Raw genomic sequence first — 17,777 nt, 5'->3', positions numbered from 1 at the left:
GGCTAGTCCCGGTAGGAGGGTGCGGGCGGGCCGGTGACCGGGCCGAGGACGGTCAACCACCGGTCGTAGAGACTCATCCACGTTCCGTCCGCGCGCATCCGCTCGAGGGTGCCGTTCACCACCCGCACCAGCGCGGTGTTGGTCTTGTTGATGCCTATGCCGTACGGCTCGGTTTCCAGTGGCGGACCGACGATCTGGAGAGTCGGGTCCTGGGCGGCCAGGCCCGCGAGGATGGAGTCGTCCGTGCTGACGGCGTCGGCCTGCCGTTGCTGGAGAACCATCAGGCAGTCGGCCCAGTCGGGAACTGCGACGATCGTGGCCTGCGGCTGGACCCGCTGAATCGTGGCGAGTGAGGTGGTGTCGGCGGCGGCGCACACCCGTTTACCGGCCAGGTCCGCGGGCCCGGAGATTTCCGACCCGTAGGGTACCAGCACACGCTGGTACGCCTCGAAGTACACCGTGGAGAACGCCACCCGCTCGGCGCGCTGACACGTGATCGTGATGGTTTGCGCGACGATATCGACCTGATTCTTCTCGAGCGCGTCGAAGCGGCCGCCGGGGGTGAGGAGTCGGAACTCGACCTTCGCCGGGTCGCCGAGGAGGTCGTGCGCGACCTCCCCCGCCACGTCCACGTCGAATCCTTCGAGAGTGTCGGTGTTCGGGTCACGGAAGCTGAACAGGTTGGTGCTCTGGTCGACGCCGACGATCAGCCGGTCCCGCGCGAGGATGTCGGCGACCAGCCTCCCCGGTGGCGCGGCGCCCGCCTGGACGGATGGCGCCGGACGCAGGCTTGCCAACGCCCCGCACTCGGACGGCGCCACCGGCGCTGCGGGGGTGGCACCCGATGGCGGGATGATCTGCGTCCCGTCCGGCAGGGACAATTCCGTGTAGTCGCCCGTCACGGCGGGAGTGACGGGTTCGGGGGCAGCACAACCGGCGAGCACGGCCCCGACAGCCACGAGCACGCCGACAAGGCCACGAACGCGAGAGGCTCGACGACCGTGGACATGCTCGACGCGGGGACTCGTCACCATCCCACTCACCTCGCCGGAGGCATCAGTGGTACTCGTTCAGTCTGGGCCAGATGCCCCCGCCGACGGCGAACCCGGAGAGCACACCGAGCACGACGGCACCGACAGTCAACAGCGAAGTCGAGCGATACGCCTCGGTCGTGGCCTCGCGTTCCTCGCTCCTCAATCGATTGATCGCGGACTGCAACGCCTCGTCGAGTGCGGAGAACTGGGCGGTCGGCGCGAGCGCCCCGGGATCGACCGCCATGGCCGACGCCGCCGGATAATCCCCGTTCACGAGTTTCTGCTGCAGCAACTCGTGGGTGCTCCGCCAGCCCTCGAGCGCCGCGGTAGCGTCTGAGTTCCGGTGTTGTTCGAGTATCCCGGACAGGACCGTGGAATGCCGCGAGAAGTCGACCTCGGATTGTGGGTCCGAACCGCGCTGCAAGACCCCGAGCATCTCATCCGCCCGTGCCTGTTGCGCCAGGATCCGGGCCGCCGCGATCGCGCTGAGTGGTTCCGCCCCAGCGGTCCTCGCGCGCTCCCCCGCCGACGTGGACATCCCGAACGCCGTCATCGACCACACCAGGAGGCTCGCCATGAGGAGTGTGGCCACGATCAGGCCGGGGTTGAACAGCCGTCGGCTCTTGCGGGTCAGGTACACGTGCGCGAGCACGAGCCCGACGAGAGCGGAGGTCGTCACAGCGAAAGCGGCCACCGGCAGCCTGGTTGTGCGCGCCTGTGTGGTGGCCACCGACTTCCACTGCTCGGCGCAAAGGCGGTGCGCCAGCGGAAGGATGGTGCCCTGCATCATCGACGAAGCGTTGCGGAGATACGTGATTCCGATCGGATTTCCCCAGCGATCGTTCGCGCGGGCGGTGGAGACCAGACTGGTGTACTCGGCGAAGCGCCTCGACACCTCCGACAGCAGGCCGAGCGCTTCCGCGTCCGCGGGATCGACGCCGTTCGAGGCGGTCACCAACGCATTGGAGGCATCACCGACGGCCTGGTTGTAGCGTTCGCGCACCGCCACCGGTTCGACCCCGCCGAAGATGAAGGAGGTCGTCGCGGCGGCGTCCGCGATCGACAGCGAACTGTAGAGGTTCTGCGCCGCGTCGGCGAGAGGTTCCGAGTAGGTCCGCAAGGCGTCGATTTCCTGTTGACGGGCGGCGTTGACCGCCGAAGTCACGGTCCCCGCGGCGAGGGCGGCCACAACGAGGACCACCGCGAGCACCGACAACCGTCCGGGCGTCGACGTGAGAAAACCCCGCCAGGACGGCCGAAGCCGTTGAGGCTCGATGAGCAGGGACTCGTCCAGCGCGTGCGGGTCGTCGGCAACGGTGTCTCCGCGTAGGAACACCACTCCTCCTCGCTGATCGGCGGTCGGTCAGTGCGACTCGTCGATCGGCGTCTCGTCCGGGATGGCCCAGCCACCGGCCATGAGGTGGGCGTGGACCCGGTCGACATCGGCGTCGAGGGGCTTCTCGTCGGTGACCTTGGCGATCATCACCTGGATGTCCGGCCTGCCGATCGGGAGGTCGCCCTGGTCGACCAGTGTTGCGGTGATCTCGCGGACCTCCTCGTCGGACAGTCGCCGGCGCAGCAGGGCTATCAGGGGGATGTAGTCGGTCTCGGGCACGCCCTGTGGATAGCCGGCGCGCAACCATTCGATGATGTTGCTCAGCAAGGGCGGCAGGGCCTTCACGAGTGGAGGCTTCTCCTCGATCGGTGCCGCTAGCGGCCAGCCGCCTGCGGCGAGGCGAGAGGCCACCCGCTTGACGTCGTCCTCACCGGGATGTTCGTGCGCCAGTCGGGCGATGGCCTCCTCGATCTCCCCGCGGTCGATCCTGCCGTCCTCGAGGGCATGCCCGTCCGGGGCCGACAACTCGTCGACGATCTCGCTCACCTCGGTGTCGGTGAGCCTGCGGTGCAGGACGGCGAACAACGCGATGTAGTCCTCGCGGGGCACCCCGTGCGGGTAACCGTCGCGCACCCATCGCAGGACCTTCGCCGGAACTGAGGTGATCGGTTTCCGTACCACTGCACGCGTCCTTTCCGGGGTCAGAAGATGTGGATTCCGAAATCGTGGGCGAGAAAGTCCTTCATGATGAAGAGGATTCCGGCGACGACCGCGACGAGGATCACCGCGAAGCATGCCGACCCGGCGATCCAGGCGGTCGGTGTGCGTGCGGCGCCGTTTCCGTCCGTGGATGGCGTTACCCCCAGCGACAGGAACCGGATTCCGAGCGCGAAGACGGCGGGCAGGCCGGCACCGAAGAGCAGGCCGATGAGCACGACCTGCCAGAGCGAGTCCACGGTGTCCATGAACAGATTCACGATGCCTGCCTCTCAGACCTGAGCCGAATGCGAGGTGTGCGTCTTCTCGGACGGCGGGGTCAGGCCACCGTCCCACTCCTCGTTCACGTTCGAGGTGTCGATCGGGTTCCGCCGCGAGCGCAGGTACATGGCGCCTGCGGCCACCAGGAGCAGCGCGAACACCACGAGAACACCGGGCAGTCCGCCGATGGCATCGGCGATCACCCAGCACACGGCCCCGACCACAGCGGCGGAGGGAAGGGTGAACAACCACGCGACTGCCATGCGTCCGGCGACGCCCCACCGGACCTCCGCCCCGGACTTGCCGATTCCCGTTCCGAGGATCGACCCGGTTGCAACCTGTGTCGTCGACAGCGGCAAGCCGAAGTGGCTGGAGGTGAGGATGATGGCGGCCGAGGACGACTCGGCGGCCATGCCCTGGGGCGACGCGATCTCGACGAGACCCTTGCCGAGTGTCCGGATGATCCGCCAACCGCCGAGGTAGGTCCCCAGGGCGATCGCGAGGGCGCAGGACAGCTTTACCCAGAACGGCATCGCGGTGTCGGCGGTGATGGTGCCGTGCGCCACCAGCGCCAGAAAGATGATGCCCATCGTCTTCTGGGCGTCGTTGGTGCCGTGCGCGAGCGAGACCAGAGAGGCCGACCCGATCTGTCCCCAGCGGAATCCGTCCTCTTTGGCATTCTCCTCGACGCCGGCGGTGATGCGGTAGATCAGCCAGGTGCCGATGGCAGCGACCAGCGCTGCGACCACGGGTGCGAGGACGGCGGGGATGACGATTTTGCTCATCACGCCCGACCACTCGACGCCGCCCATCCCCAGGGCTGCGATGGTTGCACCGATGAGCCCGCCGAACAGGGCGTGCGACGAACTCGACGGTATGCCGAGTAGCCAGGTCGCGAGGTTCCACAAGATGCCCCCGACGAGGCCCGCGAAGACGATGATCAGCAGCGCCTGCCCGCCCGTGTCGCCGAGGTTGACGATGCCCTTGGCGACGGTGGCCGCCACCTCGACCGACAGGAACGCGCCAACCAGGTTCAGGATCGCCGAGAGGGTAACCGCGACACGGGGTTTGAGTGCCCCGGTGGCGATCGACGTGGCCATGGCGTTCGCGGTGTCGTGGAAACCGTTGGTGAAATCGAAACCGAGTGCAGTGACGACGACGATGAGAAGAACGAGAGATTCTGCGTTCACTGTTCCAGTGTCGTCGGGATGGACTCGGCAAACCAGTCTCCACCTGGGTGTTCATGGTGTGTTCAACTCCGGGTAATCGCAATGAGATCGCCGAGTCGAAGTACTACGGCGGCGCCTGGCCCGGGGTCGAGGTGCCGCATCCTGACGGGTCGAGATCGGTTGCCGCGACACTCCCTCGGCGTAGGCGTCACCCAGAAGTGTCGGAGGCGACGTATCAGGAACGTCTGAGTGAACGTTCTCGGGAGCCTTCGGTGGTCGAATCCCAGCACATGCCATGTGCGACCAGGCCCCGCGCGCGATGCGGCAAACGCGACCGTGCCAAGAACTACCAGGTCAACGGATGGCGGACCACACGAAACGCTCGTGAACTCTCGAACAACACAAAGACATCGGAGGGCCCGAATGGTTACGCTGCGCATGCTTTTTCGTATCGGTTGCAGTACGAACTGAATGGGGATCGGCATGACGAACATCAGCACAGCTCGACCCGGGCACAGACAATTCACCCGCCTGGCGGCGGTCGCAGGTATCGCAGTGCTCGCCATGGTGATGGGTAACGGCACCGCCTCGGCCGGTGTCGACAACGCCAGTTCCGTCATCGACGCGGACGGCAACCGCATCGAGGTCCTGCAGGGCGACACGCAGTATCAGGTCGTTCCGCCGCTCGACGGCGTACCGACCAGCGTCGAGTTCTTCCACAACGGGTATGCCGGAGTGAACATCAGCGGTCCCGACGCCGCGGAGTTCGAGGGCACCCAGCTGACCGTCGGCTACCAGATCGGCTACCCGGTTGCGCTGGCAGGCGCGACCATCGTCCTCAATTCGCCCGGCCTCGGGTTCGCGATCGGGTCGGACACCGGCATCGACCTGGGGCTCGTCCCCGACTTCACGCTGGATCTGAGCGCGGGGACCAACGCGGAGCTGGCGGGTGACATCATCCCGTCGCAGGAGCTGGACATCGACCTGGAGCCGGGCGGTATCACCACGGTCCCGCTGCTCGAGGGCCAGGAGTTCGACGGACCCGAGGCGCTGGTGCGGATGCAGGGCGTTCACGGTTCCATCTCCGGAGCTATCGGACCGGTCACCATCCGGCCGTACGCGATGGCGGTGACGGAGAACGGCGACACCGTCATGACCTACGGTGTGCCGCAGAAGCTCAACTGAACGAGATCCCGAACAGGTTTCGGTGGAGCGCGCCGGGGTCGCCATCTCGATCGTGGATGGGGACCCCGGCGCGACGACGCCTACGACGTCACCAGTTCCTGGATCTTCTCGCGGGCAGCCCGCTCGACGAGCAGGGGCACGAAGTCGCGTACCTTCCGGTCCGCAAAGTGGCTGTGCGCAGAGCGCACTACCTCGTCGATGGCCTCCCGGGAGATGTCCGGGTAACGCGTCTCGAGGCGATCGATGACCCTGGTGACGTGGAGCTGCTCTTCATCGTTCAACATTCAACAATCTTCCGCCGAACTCGGCGACGGGGTCAAGCCGCAACGAAGTCACCGGTTCGCCGCGTCCTCATCGGCTCCCGCCCGGGCCGAGACGCCGTTCACGCCGCCGGCCGGGCCGCTGACATGGGCAAACTCACCGCAAGGCAGCGCCTGCCGCTCTCGCTCCGCAGTGCGCGACACGTGGGATGCACGCACTGTGTGAGCGAATCTGTGACGAAGTGCATTCTTCATACCTGCCGCCTCCGACCCCTCGCTTCGACCTGCGAGCAGAACTCACCGAGTCGGCGAAGGAACGCTGATCAAAAGCTGCTGATCTGCAACCCCTTTCGTTGCGAACGATGGATCAGGTCATCGACCACGCAAGGTAGGGCCTGAGGAGTTTCCTATCGCGCGGGCACACTCCTCCTATCGTCGCTGCATGCCGCCGCCCCGGCGCGGGTCGGGTCGGGAATTCGGGGTGCGGTGTTCACCGCACCGTCATCCCCGGCTGCTGTGGTGTCTCCGGGAAACACGGAACAACCGAGGAGATGCGGGTGGCGCGGATAAGACTCGAAGGTGTGTCGAAACAGTTCGGCACCGCGCGGGTGGTGCGTGATGTCGACCTGGACATCGCCGACGGAGAGTTCATGGTCCTTCTCGGCCCGAGCGGGTGCGGGAAGTCGACGCTGCTGCGTCTGATCGCCGGGCTCGAGAGCCCGTCGTCGGGTCGCATCCTATTGGGCGAGAACGACATCACCAGGACACCGCCGCGACAGCGGGACGTTGCGATGGTCTTCCAAAGCTATGCTTTGTACCCGCACCTGACCGTCGCGAAGAACATCGGCTTCCCCTTGCGTGCACGCAGACGGTCGAAGGACGAGATCCGGGAACGGATCACCACCGTCGCGTCGGCGCTCGGCCTGCAAAGCCATCTGGACCGGCGCCCGGCCCAGCTTTCCGGTGGGCAACGTCAGCGGGTGGCGCTGGCCCGGGCGATGGTTCGCGACCCAGGTGCCTTCCTCATGGACGAGCCGCTGTCGAATCTCGATGCCGCGTTGCGCAGCGCTACCCGCACCGAGCTCATCGACCTGCACCACCGTCTGGGATCGACGTTCCTGTACGTCACCCACGACCAGGTCGAGGCGATGACGATGGCGACACGGATCGCACTGCTGAACAACGGGAGGATCGAGCAGGTCGGTACACCGACCGAGCTGTACGACACTCCGCGTTCGACGTTCGTCGCCGCATTCCTCGGCGCGCCACCGATGAACCTGTTCGACGCAACAGTCATCGAGCGGGCCGGGGAACTCCACCTCGTCGCCGACGGCGTCGACGCGCCCCTCGGGCTGTTCGCCGGCTCGGCGACCGGACCGCAGAAGGTGACCGCAGGCATCCGGCCGGAACGCATCCGGCTGAACGGCGCCGATACCCGACTCCGCGGTGTCGTCACCGCCTCGGAGAACCTGGGCAGCGAAGAGATCCTGCACGTCACCGTGGGCAGCAACGTCATTCGCGTCCGCGCTCCGCGCCCGGCTGCCGCCGAGGTCGGCGACGCCGCCGCGCTGAGTGTCGGTCCCGCCGACATTCAGCTCTTCGACTCCGGGACCGGCCGCCGGCTGGTCTGGCACGTTCCTCACGATCACGGTGCATCTCCACGCGATGCCTCGCTGTCGGTGGCATGAGCACCGGCACGATTCACGAGCCCCGCCCACACACGAACAACAGGAGAACCATAGTGAAGAAGACCCTGCCCGGGCTGGGCGCCCTGGTGACCAGCGCGTTGGTCCTGACCGCCTGCGGCGGCCTCGGCACCACAACCACGGATTCCGCGGCGAGCAGCACCGATCCGGTGCCGGAACTCGCTCCGGACCAGAACGTGTCGATCGTGTTCGAAAGCTACAACTACGGTATGGCGGGTGCGTGGACCGATACCTTCAACGCCCTGATCGACGACTTCACCAAGCAGAATCCGAACATCCACGTCACGGCGCAGAAGCCGCAGGGCAACAGCCCGAACCCGGCAACCGACACGATTTCGAGCATCCAGAGCCAGACGGTGGCCGGATCGCCGCCGGACGTCGCGCAGCTCGGGTTCAGCGACCTGGACTTCACGATCCACCAGCTCGGCGCCCACTCGCTCGACGACCTTGTCGGCAAGGACGCGGTGCAGAAGAACTTCGACGGTGCGAAATACCCGTACGCCCCGACTGCGCGCACCCTGGGTGACTGGGAAGGCTCCACCTACGGCGTGCCCTTCGTCTTCTCGACCCCGGTGTTCTATTACAACGCAACACTGTTCGAGCAGGCCGGGCTCGACCCCGCGGCACCACCGAAGACGTGGGACGAGGTCGCGGCCGCGGCGGACGCGATCACGACGAAGACCGGTAAGGGCGGCGTCTACCTCGACTGCCTGACCAAGACCGCGAAGGACTGGTGCTTCCAGAGCCTCGTCCGGTCCAACGGCGGACGGGTCATCGCCGAGGACCGGTCGTCGCTCACGTTCGCAGACGACCCCGCGGTGCAGGTCGCGGACATGGCGCAGAACCTGGTGCAGTCGGGATCGACACCCAAGCTCAGCCAGCAGCAGGGCTACGAGGCCTTCGCCCGCGGAGATATCGGCATGATCCTCGAGACCAGCGCGATCCAGGGCACCTTCGTCAAGGGCGCCAAGGACAAGTGGGACCTGCGCGCCACCACGATGCCCTCCTTCGCCGGCACGACCCCCGTTCCCACCAACTCCGGAGCGTCCCTGTTTACATTCGCATCCGATCCCGCCAAGCAGCGCGCCTCATGGGAGCTGATCAAGTACCTCACCAGCGAAGAGGCCTACACCAAGATCGCGCAGGGAATCGGGTACCTCCCGTTGCGCACCGGACTCGTCGACGACCCGGCCGGGTTGAAGGACTGGGCGCAGAAGAACCCGCTGCTCGCGCCTAACATCGCCCAGCTCGGCTCGATGGAGCCGTGGATCTCGATGCCCGGCAACAACTACCTGCAGATGCGAGACGGCATGATGGACGCCGTCGAGGCGGTCGTCTACCAGGACGCCGACCCGAAATCCACCCTCGACGCCGCCCAGAAGCAGGCCACCGCGCTTCTGCCCACCCAGTGACCCCCGCAGACGTCACGGTGATTCACCTGACGGACACCCACATCCGCGCCGCGGGCGACCTCGTCCACGGCACGATCGACACCCTCGACAACCTCACCCGCGCCCTCGACCGCATCGTCGGATCCCGGCAGCGCGTGGACGCGGTGGTGTTGTCGGGCGATCTCAGCGACAACGGGGCACCGGAGGCCTACCGGCGGTTGCGGAAGGTTGTCGAGCCGGCGGCCGCCGAACTCGGTGCGCAAATCGTCTACGCGATGGGCAATCACGACGACCGCACCGCCTTCCACGCCGAACTGCTCGGACTCGACTCCGGCAGTGGTGATCTCGAGGCCCCGCACGACGCAGTCCACGACATCCACGGTCTCCGGGTGATCGTGCTCGACAGCACCACGCCCGGTAGGCACGAGGGTTGGCTGACGGACGCGCAGCTCGCGTGGCTCGACGAGGAACTGTCCCAGACCAGTGAGCGGGGAACGCTCCTCGTCCTTCACCACCCGCCGATTCCGTCACCGGTCGCCACCGTGAACTACCTGCGCCTTCGAGACCCCGACCGGCTCGAGGCGGTTCTGGCCGGCTCCGATGTGCGGATGATCCTCTGCGGGCACTCCCATGTGACGAGCTCAGGGGCGGTGGCAGGGATCCCGGTGTGGGTCGGCCCGGCCCTGTCCTACCGGGTGGATCCAATCGCGGCAAAGGACAGTCACCGCGGCGTCGCCGGCTACGGGTTCAGCCGAATCGACGTCCTCGAATCCACGGTGGTCGCCACCGCGGTCGAGGCGACCCCGGCCGAGGTGGTCTACGACATACCCGAACAGGACATGCTTGCCCGGTTGCGTGCGCTCGCGCTCGAGGCGGGCTGAGGAGGCGATCGTGTTCGTTGCCGTACCGGACCTCGCTGACGTGGCAGTACCCGCTCAGGCGCCGGCGGCGGTCCCGGCCGTCCGTCACCACCCCCTCCGGGGGGTGGTGCGGGCGGCCGCCCCCTACCTGTATCTCACGCCTGCGGTCGCGCTGCTGGTCGTGTGGACATACCGCCCGCTCGTTCAGGCGGCCCAACTCTCCACCTACTCCTGGAACCTGCTTCCGACCACTCCCATGGTTCCCGTCGGCACGGACAACTACCGCCGGCTGCTCGAGCTGCCGGCGGTCGGTGACTCCGTCTGGCGGACAGTCGTCCTCATCGTCGGGCTGTTGCCGTTCACGCTCGTGCTACCGGTGGTCGTCGGATTCGCCACCCGCGGCGTGCACGGGCGAGCCCGGACGATCTACCAGAGCCTGATCTTCGCGCCCTTCCTCGTCGCCCCGGTCGCGAGCGCGGCCGTGTGGCAATGGCTCCTCGACCCGGGTGCCGGAATCGTGAACCGGGTGCTGGGCTCGGACACCAACTGGATCCACGAACCGGCGACGGCGCAGTGGGTGATCGTCGCCATCACCGGGTGGCATTTCATGGGTTTCGCCGTGCTGGTGGTGTCGGCCGGGATGGCCGGCATCAGCGGGGACTACGCCGAGGCCGCGCAGGTCGACGGGGCGACGCGGCGGCAGATCGACTGGTGGATCACCCTGCCGCTGCTGTCGCCCACGCTGGTGTTCCTCGGACTCATGACGGTGCTGCTGAGCGCGCAGTGGACCTTCCCGCTCATCGACACCCTGACTCAGGGCGGACCGTCGCGGGCGACGACCAACATCTACTATCTGTTGTGGGACTACGGGTTCCACAGCTTCGACGCGGGCCTGAGCGCCGCCGCGGGCATCATGCTGTTCATCGGATTCGGTCTCGTTGCGGGCGTTCTCGTGTGGATCTCGGAAAGGATCTCGTTCCATGACGACTAGCGAGTCACTCGTACCCGAGCCGTTGTGGCGGCGGGCGCGGGGGCATGCCGTCCTCGTCGCCATCGCAGGCGTGTGCATATTTCCCATCTACTGGCTGCTCGCAACGTCGCTGCGACGGCCCGACGACGTCGGCTCCCTCTCCCCCGTTCCGTGGCCGCTGTCACTGGGGAACTACGTGGACGCGACCGAGAAGGTCGACGTGATCCGACTGCTCGCCAACACGTTCGCCGTCTCCGCGGTCTCGGCAGCTGGTCAGCTCCTCGTCGCCCTGCTGGCCTCGTACGCGTTCGCGATGTATTCGTTCCGCTTCCAGCGGCTGCTCTACCTCGCGTTCGTCGGAACCTGGTTGGTGCCCTTCCAGGTCACGATGCTCCCCAACTATGTACTGCTGTACCAAATGGGACTGATCAACAACCTTGCCGGCGTGATCGTGCCGACGCTGTGCTCCGCGCTGGGTGTCCTGATGCTCCGCCAGCACATGGCCGGCTTCCCGAAAGAACTGGTCGCGGCGGCGAAGCTGGACGGCCGTTCGTCGTGGTCGATCCTCTGGACCGTCGTGGTGCCGAATCTGCGTCCCGCATTGGCGGCGCTGTCGATCCTGTTGTTCATCAATGCCTGGAACGAATACTTCTGGCCCGCGGTGGTCCTGCAGCGCAGCAACGCCGTCGTGCAGTTGGGGCTGAGGAGTTTCATGGGAACCGAGGGAAACGACTGGGGGCCGATGATGGCCGTCGCAGGTCTGGCGTGCCTACCGGTGTTCGCGCTCTACGTCGTCCTGCAGCGGCACATCGTCAACGCGTTCGTCCGTTCCGGTCTGAAATAGGTCTCGGAACGCGGGGCGGAACGGCGACCAGGCGGTCCTCGCCGCGGTCCAGATCGTCGGAATCGTCGACGCAGTCGAGGAAGGAGCACACCGCAGGATTCACCTCGACGGCCCGCCACACCGCATACAAGTCGATCGTCGGAATCGGATCGACCAATCTCACCGCCACAGTATTCACGCCCATCGCATCGAGTCCGCCCGAACTGGCGCGCGGCAGCGACGCGAACCCGACCAACGGCTTGACCGACACGATGTGCGCCGTCGCACCCGGGTCGTCGGCGGTCTGGGCGACATCGAGCGAGATCCGACTGTCGGACGCCGCACCGAAGATGGAGTCGTACATTGCGGGGCACTGATCGCGAGAGAACATCACGCACGCCTGGGTCGCCAACTCCGCGAACGGAACCGCAGCCCGCCCCGCCCATCTGTGGCCCTTGCCTACGATGGCGACGAGCGGAATCTTCCGCAAGACCCGGCGGTACCGGAAGTCGGCCGTCCGCGGATGCCCGTACACGAGCGCGATGTCGAGCGTGCCGTCCGCGAGATCGACGAGCTGCGGTCCGGTTCGCTTCTCCCACAACGACACCACGACGTCCGGGTGCTCTGCGCTCATCCGGGCCAGCGCCGCCGGCAGGACGTGCTTACTGGCCGGCATGTTGTATCCGATGTCGAGGGTTCCCGAGCGGCCGTCCGCGGTGGCTTTCGCTATCCGCGCCGCCCTCTCCATCTGGGAGACGATCAGCCTGGCCTGTGCGACGAATTCCCGGCCTGCGGAGGTCAACCTGACCTCATGGGAGTTCCGCGCCACGAGTCTCACCCCGAGAGACTTCTCGAGCTTCTGTAGTTGCGCGCTGAGGGACGGCTGGGAGAGATGCAGCCGTGAGGCGGCCCGACCGAAATGTAGTTCCTCGGCAATCGTGATGAACGCGACGAGATGTCTGAACTCCATAGTCACTCCCCGGCGACGAGCGCCGCCTCGATGTCCGGTAGCTCGCTCTACAAGGCTAGCGTCGAGCCGAAACCAGGGGTGAACTGCGCGGGCACGGTCCTCGCCGCGGACGTGACCGGTAAACGAACGTCTCGGGAACAGACGACCCGGACCGACGGTTTGGGCTCGGCAGCTGAGGGCAAGCTGTGTAGGAGGGCGTTCGGCCGATGATTCGGCTGACCGCTCGTGCCACACGACAAACAGGAGATGTCATGCAGAAAGCGTTGATTTTCGCAGCGGGCGCGGCCGTAGGCTTCGTCGTGGGCACTCGGTCCGGCCGACAAACCTACGAGAAGATGAGGCATCAGTCGCTCGAACTCTGGCACAACCCCACCGTGCAGGAGAAGGTGAGCAACGCGACGGAGACCGTGAAGGACAAGGCTCCGCAGGTGCAGCACAAGGTCGGCGAACTAGCGAAGAAGGCTACCCACCACGGCACCGACACGGGCTCGGCGAGCGTCCCCACCAACGGGGTGTCACTGGGTGAAGCTACAACCCCCACTCCGACGGCCACGGCACCGGCGACCGTTACTCCGCCTACGGACGGCAAGCACACCCAGGGCCCGAACTGACCGGGCAGGCGGCGGTGCGGCAGTTGATGCGCGTCGACGGCTACGCCATTCGATCGCATTGTGATTGCGTCCGTCGAATGCAGTGGCGACTATGGATCTATGGGCGGATTCGGAGGCGACATCCACGGCGGGCAGGGCCGTGGTGGATTCGAGCGGCGATTGCGGGCGGAGCTCGAACGGGTGGCGAGGGATCTGGGCGCCGAGCACGCGAGCATTCACGGCACCCTCGAGTTGATCATCCGGGCGGCAATCGAGATCGTGCCCGGCGCCGAGCACGCGGGTATCACCCTGGTGACCAGGGGCTCCTCGCCCGAGTCCCGAGCTGCAACGTCGGAGCTTCCGAAGGCGATCGACGACCTGCAGCACCGACTGGGTGACGGCCCCTGTATTCAGGCGATCTGGGAACACGAGACCGTGCTGGTGCCGGACATGGAACACGAGACCCGGTGGCAGCGGTTCGCACCGGCAGCAGCGGCGGCCGGCGCACGATCGATGCTGGCGTTTCAGCTCTACGCCACCGAACAGACCATGGGTGCATTGAACTTGCACTCGACCCGGGCACACGCGTTCGACGATGCCGCAGTCAGCGTCGGTGGTTCCCTGGCCACGCATGCCGCGATCGCGCTGATCGCGTCCCTCCGTGAGCAGCAACTCCGCGATGCCATCGCCTCACGCGACGTCATCGGCCAGGCCAAGGGAATGCTGATGGAACGCTACTCGATCGACACCGAACGGGCCTTTGCCATCTTGAAGGCGCAGTCTCAAAACACGAACGAGCCGCTCCATGACGTGGCCCGGAAGATGGTGGAGAGTGAGCGTCCGCCGGGCATCTGAACGTGTTCGGGGTAGGCGTGGTCGTCCGCGGTCACCGACAATCCAAACCCCTCGTGACGGAGGTCAACGGTCTGCGGTTGCAGGCGAGCGATCAACCCTCGCAGACGGACCCATCACCTATCTCGAAGCCACCCTCGACGACCGCTGCAGCGCCTCCAGGTCCGATCGATGACACCGGCGGGCGGGCCCGATCTCGGGTTCAGCCGTGTGGCATCGGGGTATTCAACCGTCAGGTGCTGTGATGTTCCGGATCATCAGAGGGCTCAGGCTGCGCCGGTTCAGAACCGAGAGCCGGCGCGGCCGCCCCGCCGTCGAAGTGACAGCATCGCCCACGGGGACCGCACGAGCTCGACAGCATCCGCGTCGACCCTCTGTCACTTCTTGTCTTCGGCTTTGCCGACGCCTCCTTGATGCGCGGGACCCACTCCGGAGTCGCTGCCCTCGGTCTCGGCGGCATGTGCGGCGGGCTTCTCCTCGGCCGGCGATGCCACCGCGCCGCGTGGGGTCTGCCCGGGTTTCGGTGACTGCATTCCGCCGGAGTCCACATGGTCGTCGTGCTCCGGGCGTCCTTCCTTCGTGCTGGTCGTCCGGCCGTCGTACGGCGGTGTCGCCGGCTCCGCATCGCCGGGAGGCAGCGAACCGCCTGCGGGCGCAGGGTTCGTGCCCGGCTCCGCGGTGGAGGTGACCTCTTCCTGATCCAGAGACCCCGGCTTACGGTCTGTCTGGCCTGCTCCAGCCTGGTCCGGGCCCGCGTCTCGTGAGCCCTCGGGGCCACGCTCGGACTGTGGTTCTTCGTGCAACTGCTTGCCTGCTTCGGTACCCATGATCACTCCTTCCCGACGCCGCAGAACGCCGGATTCCTACTTCGTTTTGTGGTGGACATCTGTTGTAGCTATGCCCTGGGACGTGAATGCGAAACCGCGTCTCTCGATGGGACAAGGTTTGGTGCAGCGCTCATCTTGATTCGTTTTGCGAACGTGTGGGCACTCCGAGAAGAGCGGACCGTTCAGCAACGATGCGGCGCCGATCCCACGGATTTCCAGCGAGGAGCTACGCCGTGCCCAAGAAGAACCCACCCATTCCCGGAACTCCCGGCTCCGGTACCCCGACGCTCGCCGAGCCCACGGAACCCACCGAGCCGTTGCCCCCCAAGCCTGATCAGCGGGCTCCCGCGCTGGGCACCGCAACCGGGCAACCCGTCGAAGGTCCGGACACGGCCCGCGGTCAGCAGGGTGAGCACCTCACCACGGCCCAGGGCGCGCGGCTGTACGACACCGATCACTCGCTCAGGGCGGGAACCCGGGGACCGACACTGCTCCAGGACCACCATCTCCGTGAGAAGATCACGCACTTCGATCACGAGCGGATCCCGGAGCGGGTGGTGCACGCACGCGGTGCGGCCGCCCACGGCGTCTTCCGCGGATACGGTTCCGCCGAGCCGATCAGCAAGGCGGCGTTCCTCGGCAAGGACGTCGAGACGCCGGTGTTCGTCCGGTTCTCCACCGTCCTCGGCTCCCGAGGGTCGGCCGACGCCGTCCGCGACACCCGAGGGTTCGCGACCAAGTTCTACACCGGCGAAGGCACTTTCGACCTGGTGGGAAACAACATTCCGGTGTTCTTCATCCAGGACGGCATCAAGTTTCCCGACGTCATTCACGCCGCCAAGCCGCACCCCGATCGCGAGATTCCGCAGGCGCAGAGCGCGCACGACACGTTCTGGGACTTCGTGTCCCTGCACACCGAAGCCACCGCGCACACGTTGTGGAACATGTCCGACCGCGGCATCCCGCGGTCGTACCGGATGATGGAAGGCTTCGGCGTCAACACCTTTCGGATGGTGAACGCGGCGGGCGAGAGTTCGCTTGTGAAGTTCCACTGGAAGCCGAAACTCGGTGTGCACTCACTGGTGTGGGAAGAAGCGCAGATCGTCAACGGCATGGACCCCGACTATCACCGCCGCGACCTCGCCGACGCGATCGAGTCCGGCGCGTACCCGGAATGGGAACTGGGCATCCAGGCGTTCCCGGACACACCGGACCAGACGTTCGAAGGCATCGACCTGCTCGACCCGACCAAGATGGTGCCCGAGGAACTGGCCCCCGTGCAGCCGATCGGGCTGATGACGCTCGACGCGAATCCGACGAACTTCTTCGCCGAGACCGAGCAGGTGGCGTTCCATCCCGGGCACCTCGTTCCCGGGATCGACGTCACCGACGACCCGCTTCTGCAGGCGCGGCTGTTCTCCTACCTCGACACCCAGATCACTCGGCTCGGTGGGCCCAACTTCGGGCAGATACCGATCAATCGGCCCCACGCCGAGGTCAACGACATGCTGCGCGACGGCATGCACCAGACGGGAGTCCATCCCGGTGTCGCGCCGTATCGGCCCAATTCTCTCGACGCCGGTTGCCCGTTCCTGGCCGGCGCGGACACGGCCTTCGTCGAGGTGCCGGTGCCGATGCCGGAGTCGACGAAACTACGCGCCGCCCCCGCTAGCTTCGACGACCACTTCTCGCAAGCCCGACTGTTCTACGCCAGCCTCAGCCCAGTCGAGCAGGCGCACGTCGCGGAGGCCTACACGTTCGAGTTGGGCAAGTGCTACGAGCAGGTGATCAAGGAGCGCGCCCTCGGGGTCGTCGCGAACATCGACCCCGGACTGTGCGAGCAGGTGGCCGCGGGTCTCGGCCTCCCGGCGCCGGAACCGACCGTCGCCTACGACGTGGCTCCCACGCCCAGTCCCGCGCTGTCGCAGGTCGGTGCCGAGTGGCCGTTGGACGGTCGGATCATCGGCATCGTCGCCGACGACGAGTCGGATCTGTCCGAGGTGGCCGACGCGGTCGAGACGATCGGTAAGAACGGCATGGTGCCGCTCGTCATCGGACCGCACGGTGGCGAATTGGGGTCGGGCAAGGGCGCCGTGCCGGTGTCCCGGACGTTCCTCACGATGCGGTCGGTGGAGTTCGACGCCATTCTCGTCGCGGCGCCGGCGTCGGACCCGCGGGTGCAGGTGTTGCTGACGGAAGCGTTCCGGCACTGCAAGGCGATCGGGGGATGGGCCGCCGGTCGCGGCCTCCTCGAAGCGGCGAATATCCCGGCCGAGGCTCCGGGCATCGTGATCGCCGACGACGCGTCCGCACTGTTCGACGGCATCACTGCGCTGATGAAGTCCCACCGGGTCTGGGAGCGCCAGGTGTGACGTGATCCGTGGGGGGCCGGCCCATCAGTGGCTGCTCCGGCAGCGTCGCAGTTGGCCGGACAGGTACCGCTTGGCGCGGCGATGCCCACCCACGGTGTCGAGTTCGAGGTCCAGCGCGGTCAGGAGCGTCGCGAGCAGGCTCGCCTGCGGAGCCCAGCCGTGTCGGCTCCGGCACTGCGCGAGCCAGTCGACCGGACCGGTGTGTCCGCGGTCCGAGTTGCACCGCGGACACGCGGCGGCCTCGTTGGCCGCGATGCTGGGACCGCCTTTGAGTCGTGGCACGAGGTGTTCGGTGGTCGGCGGAATCAACGGTCCGAAAAGGCGGCCGCACCACAGGCATCGTCCGCCCTGTCTGTCGACAGCGAGGGCGAGTCTGGCGGTGCGGTCCACCCGTCGATCGTGACCGATCCGCTCACCGATCGCCAGTGCTCCGCCGGTCCGCGGGCCGAAACCA

Annotated in this window: 18 protein-coding genes and 1 pseudogene; 9 read left to right on the top strand and 10 right to left on the bottom strand. The window is 66.7% G+C overall.

Annotated features, from left to right (window positions below; translation table 11 throughout):
- Positions 1-2 precede the first annotated feature (2 nt).
- From ACFVJ3_RS05975 to ACFVJ3_RS05950, 6 genes and pseudogenes are all read right to left on the bottom strand, one after another.
- Complete coding sequence (locus tag ACFVJ3_RS05975; protein WP_378451195.1) at positions 3-1,034, bottom strand: glutamate ABC transporter substrate-binding protein; 1,032 nt, start codon at positions 1,032-1,034, stop codon at positions 3-5.
- Between the two features lie 22 nt (positions 1,035-1,056).
- Complete coding sequence (locus tag ACFVJ3_RS05970; protein ID WP_378451194.1) at positions 1,057-2,370, bottom strand: hypothetical protein; 1,314 nt, start codon at positions 2,368-2,370, stop codon at positions 1,057-1,059.
- A 27-nt stretch (positions 2,371-2,397) separates the two neighbouring features.
- A complete protein-coding gene (locus ACFVJ3_RS05965) occupies positions 2,398-2,715 on the bottom strand; it encodes a DUF3349 domain-containing protein (protein WP_378451317.1) in 318 nt (105 codons plus the stop codon).
- Positions 2,716-2,802: 87 nt separating this feature from the next.
- Positions 2,803-3,165: pseudogene (locus ACFVJ3_RS05960) on the bottom strand (DUF3349 domain-containing protein); the annotation flags it as partial.
- Entirely contained in the window at positions 3,072-3,347 is a 276-nt protein-coding gene (locus tag ACFVJ3_RS05955) for a hypothetical protein (RefSeq protein WP_378451193.1), read from the bottom strand. The pseudogene ACFVJ3_RS05960 and the gene ACFVJ3_RS05955, both read right to left, overlap by 94 nt.
- A 12-nt stretch (positions 3,348-3,359) precedes the next feature.
- Complete coding sequence (locus tag ACFVJ3_RS05950; protein WP_378451192.1) at positions 3,360-4,538, bottom strand: anion permease; 1,179 nt, start codon at positions 4,536-4,538, stop codon at positions 3,360-3,362.
- A gap of 462 nt (positions 4,539-5,000) precedes the next feature.
- Here ACFVJ3_RS05950 and ACFVJ3_RS05945 point away from each other — a divergent pair, with 462 nt between their 5' ends.
- Positions 5,001-5,702, top strand: coding sequence for an MspA family porin (locus ACFVJ3_RS05945; RefSeq protein ID WP_378451191.1), 702 nt, complete (start codon positions 5,001-5,003; stop codon positions 5,700-5,702).
- A gap of 80 nt (positions 5,703-5,782) precedes the next feature.
- On the opposite strand, the gene ACFVJ3_RS05940 is transcribed toward ACFVJ3_RS05945, so the two are convergent.
- Complete coding sequence (locus ACFVJ3_RS05940) at positions 5,783-5,986, bottom strand: three-helix bundle dimerization domain-containing protein (RefSeq protein ID WP_378451190.1); 204 nt, start codon at positions 5,984-5,986, stop codon at positions 5,783-5,785.
- A 533-nt stretch (positions 5,987-6,519) separates the two neighbouring features.
- On the opposite strand from ACFVJ3_RS05940, the gene ACFVJ3_RS05935 reads away from it, so the two are divergent.
- Genes ACFVJ3_RS05935 through ACFVJ3_RS05915 form a run of 5 tightly spaced genes read left to right on the top strand, consistent with a single transcriptional unit; the run spans position 6,520 to position 11,733 of the window.
- Complete coding sequence (locus tag ACFVJ3_RS05935; protein WP_378451189.1) at positions 6,520-7,650, top strand: ABC transporter ATP-binding protein; 1,131 nt, start codon at positions 6,520-6,522, stop codon at positions 7,648-7,650.
- A 53-nt stretch (positions 7,651-7,703) separates the two neighbouring features.
- On the top strand, positions 7,704-9,080 hold the full coding sequence (locus tag ACFVJ3_RS05930) for an ABC transporter substrate-binding protein (protein WP_378451188.1): 1,377 nt from the start codon (positions 7,704-7,706) through the stop codon (positions 9,078-9,080).
- Complete coding sequence (locus ACFVJ3_RS05925) at positions 9,077-9,940, top strand: metallophosphoesterase (protein ID WP_378451187.1); 864 nt, start codon at positions 9,077-9,079, stop codon at positions 9,938-9,940. The genes ACFVJ3_RS05930 and ACFVJ3_RS05925 overlap by 4 nt, the downstream gene beginning before the upstream one ends.
- Before the next feature lie 10 nt (positions 9,941-9,950).
- On the top strand, positions 9,951-10,910 hold the full coding sequence (locus tag ACFVJ3_RS05920; RefSeq protein ID WP_378451186.1) for a carbohydrate ABC transporter permease: 960 nt from the start codon (positions 9,951-9,953) through the stop codon (positions 10,908-10,910).
- Entirely contained in the window at positions 10,900-11,733 is an 834-nt protein-coding gene (locus tag ACFVJ3_RS05915; protein ID WP_378451185.1) for a carbohydrate ABC transporter permease, read from the top strand. Before ACFVJ3_RS05920 ends, ACFVJ3_RS05915 begins: the two co-directional genes overlap by 11 nt.
- On the opposite strand, the gene ACFVJ3_RS05910 is transcribed toward ACFVJ3_RS05915, so the two are convergent.
- A complete protein-coding gene (locus tag ACFVJ3_RS05910) occupies positions 11,702-12,682 on the bottom strand; it encodes a LysR substrate-binding domain-containing protein (RefSeq protein ID WP_378451184.1) in 981 nt (326 codons plus the stop codon). The two genes, ACFVJ3_RS05915 and ACFVJ3_RS05910, sit on opposite strands and share 32 nt — an antisense overlap.
- Before the next feature lie 251 nt (positions 12,683-12,933).
- Here ACFVJ3_RS05910 and ACFVJ3_RS05905 point away from each other — a divergent pair, with 251 nt between their 5' ends.
- Positions 12,934-13,293 (top strand): YtxH domain-containing protein, encoded by a 360-nt coding sequence (locus ACFVJ3_RS05905; protein ID WP_378451183.1) that lies wholly within the window; start codon positions 12,934-12,936, stop codon positions 13,291-13,293.
- 99 nt (positions 13,294-13,392) lie between these two features.
- On the top strand, positions 13,393-14,127 hold the full coding sequence (locus tag ACFVJ3_RS05900; RefSeq protein WP_378451182.1) for a GAF and ANTAR domain-containing protein: 735 nt from the start codon (positions 13,393-13,395) through the stop codon (positions 14,125-14,127).
- A 374-nt stretch (positions 14,128-14,501) separates the two neighbouring features.
- Here the strand turns inward: ACFVJ3_RS05900 and ACFVJ3_RS05895 are convergent, their stop codons facing one another.
- A complete protein-coding gene (locus ACFVJ3_RS05895; protein ID WP_378451181.1) occupies positions 14,502-14,951 on the bottom strand; it encodes a hypothetical protein in 450 nt (149 codons plus the stop codon).
- Between the two features lie 191 nt (positions 14,952-15,142).
- Here ACFVJ3_RS05895 and ACFVJ3_RS05890 point away from each other — a divergent pair, with 191 nt between their 5' ends.
- A complete protein-coding gene (locus ACFVJ3_RS05890; RefSeq protein WP_378451180.1) occupies positions 15,143-17,323 on the top strand; it encodes a catalase in 2,181 nt (726 codons plus the stop codon).
- Between the two features lie 24 nt (positions 17,324-17,347).
- Here ACFVJ3_RS05890 and ACFVJ3_RS05885 read toward each other — a convergent pair whose 3' ends face one another.
- Positions 17,348-17,713 (bottom strand): HNH endonuclease, encoded by a 366-nt coding sequence (locus ACFVJ3_RS05885; RefSeq protein ID WP_378451179.1) that lies wholly within the window; start codon positions 17,711-17,713, stop codon positions 17,348-17,350.
- Positions 17,714-17,777 lie beyond the last annotated feature (64 nt).

It is taken from the genome of Rhodococcus sp. NPDC127593, assembly GCF_042671975.1.
GTDB lineage: Bacteria > Actinomycetota > Actinomycetes > Mycobacteriales > Mycobacteriaceae > Rhodococcus_F.
This window is presented reverse-complemented; position numbering and strand designations above follow the sequence as displayed.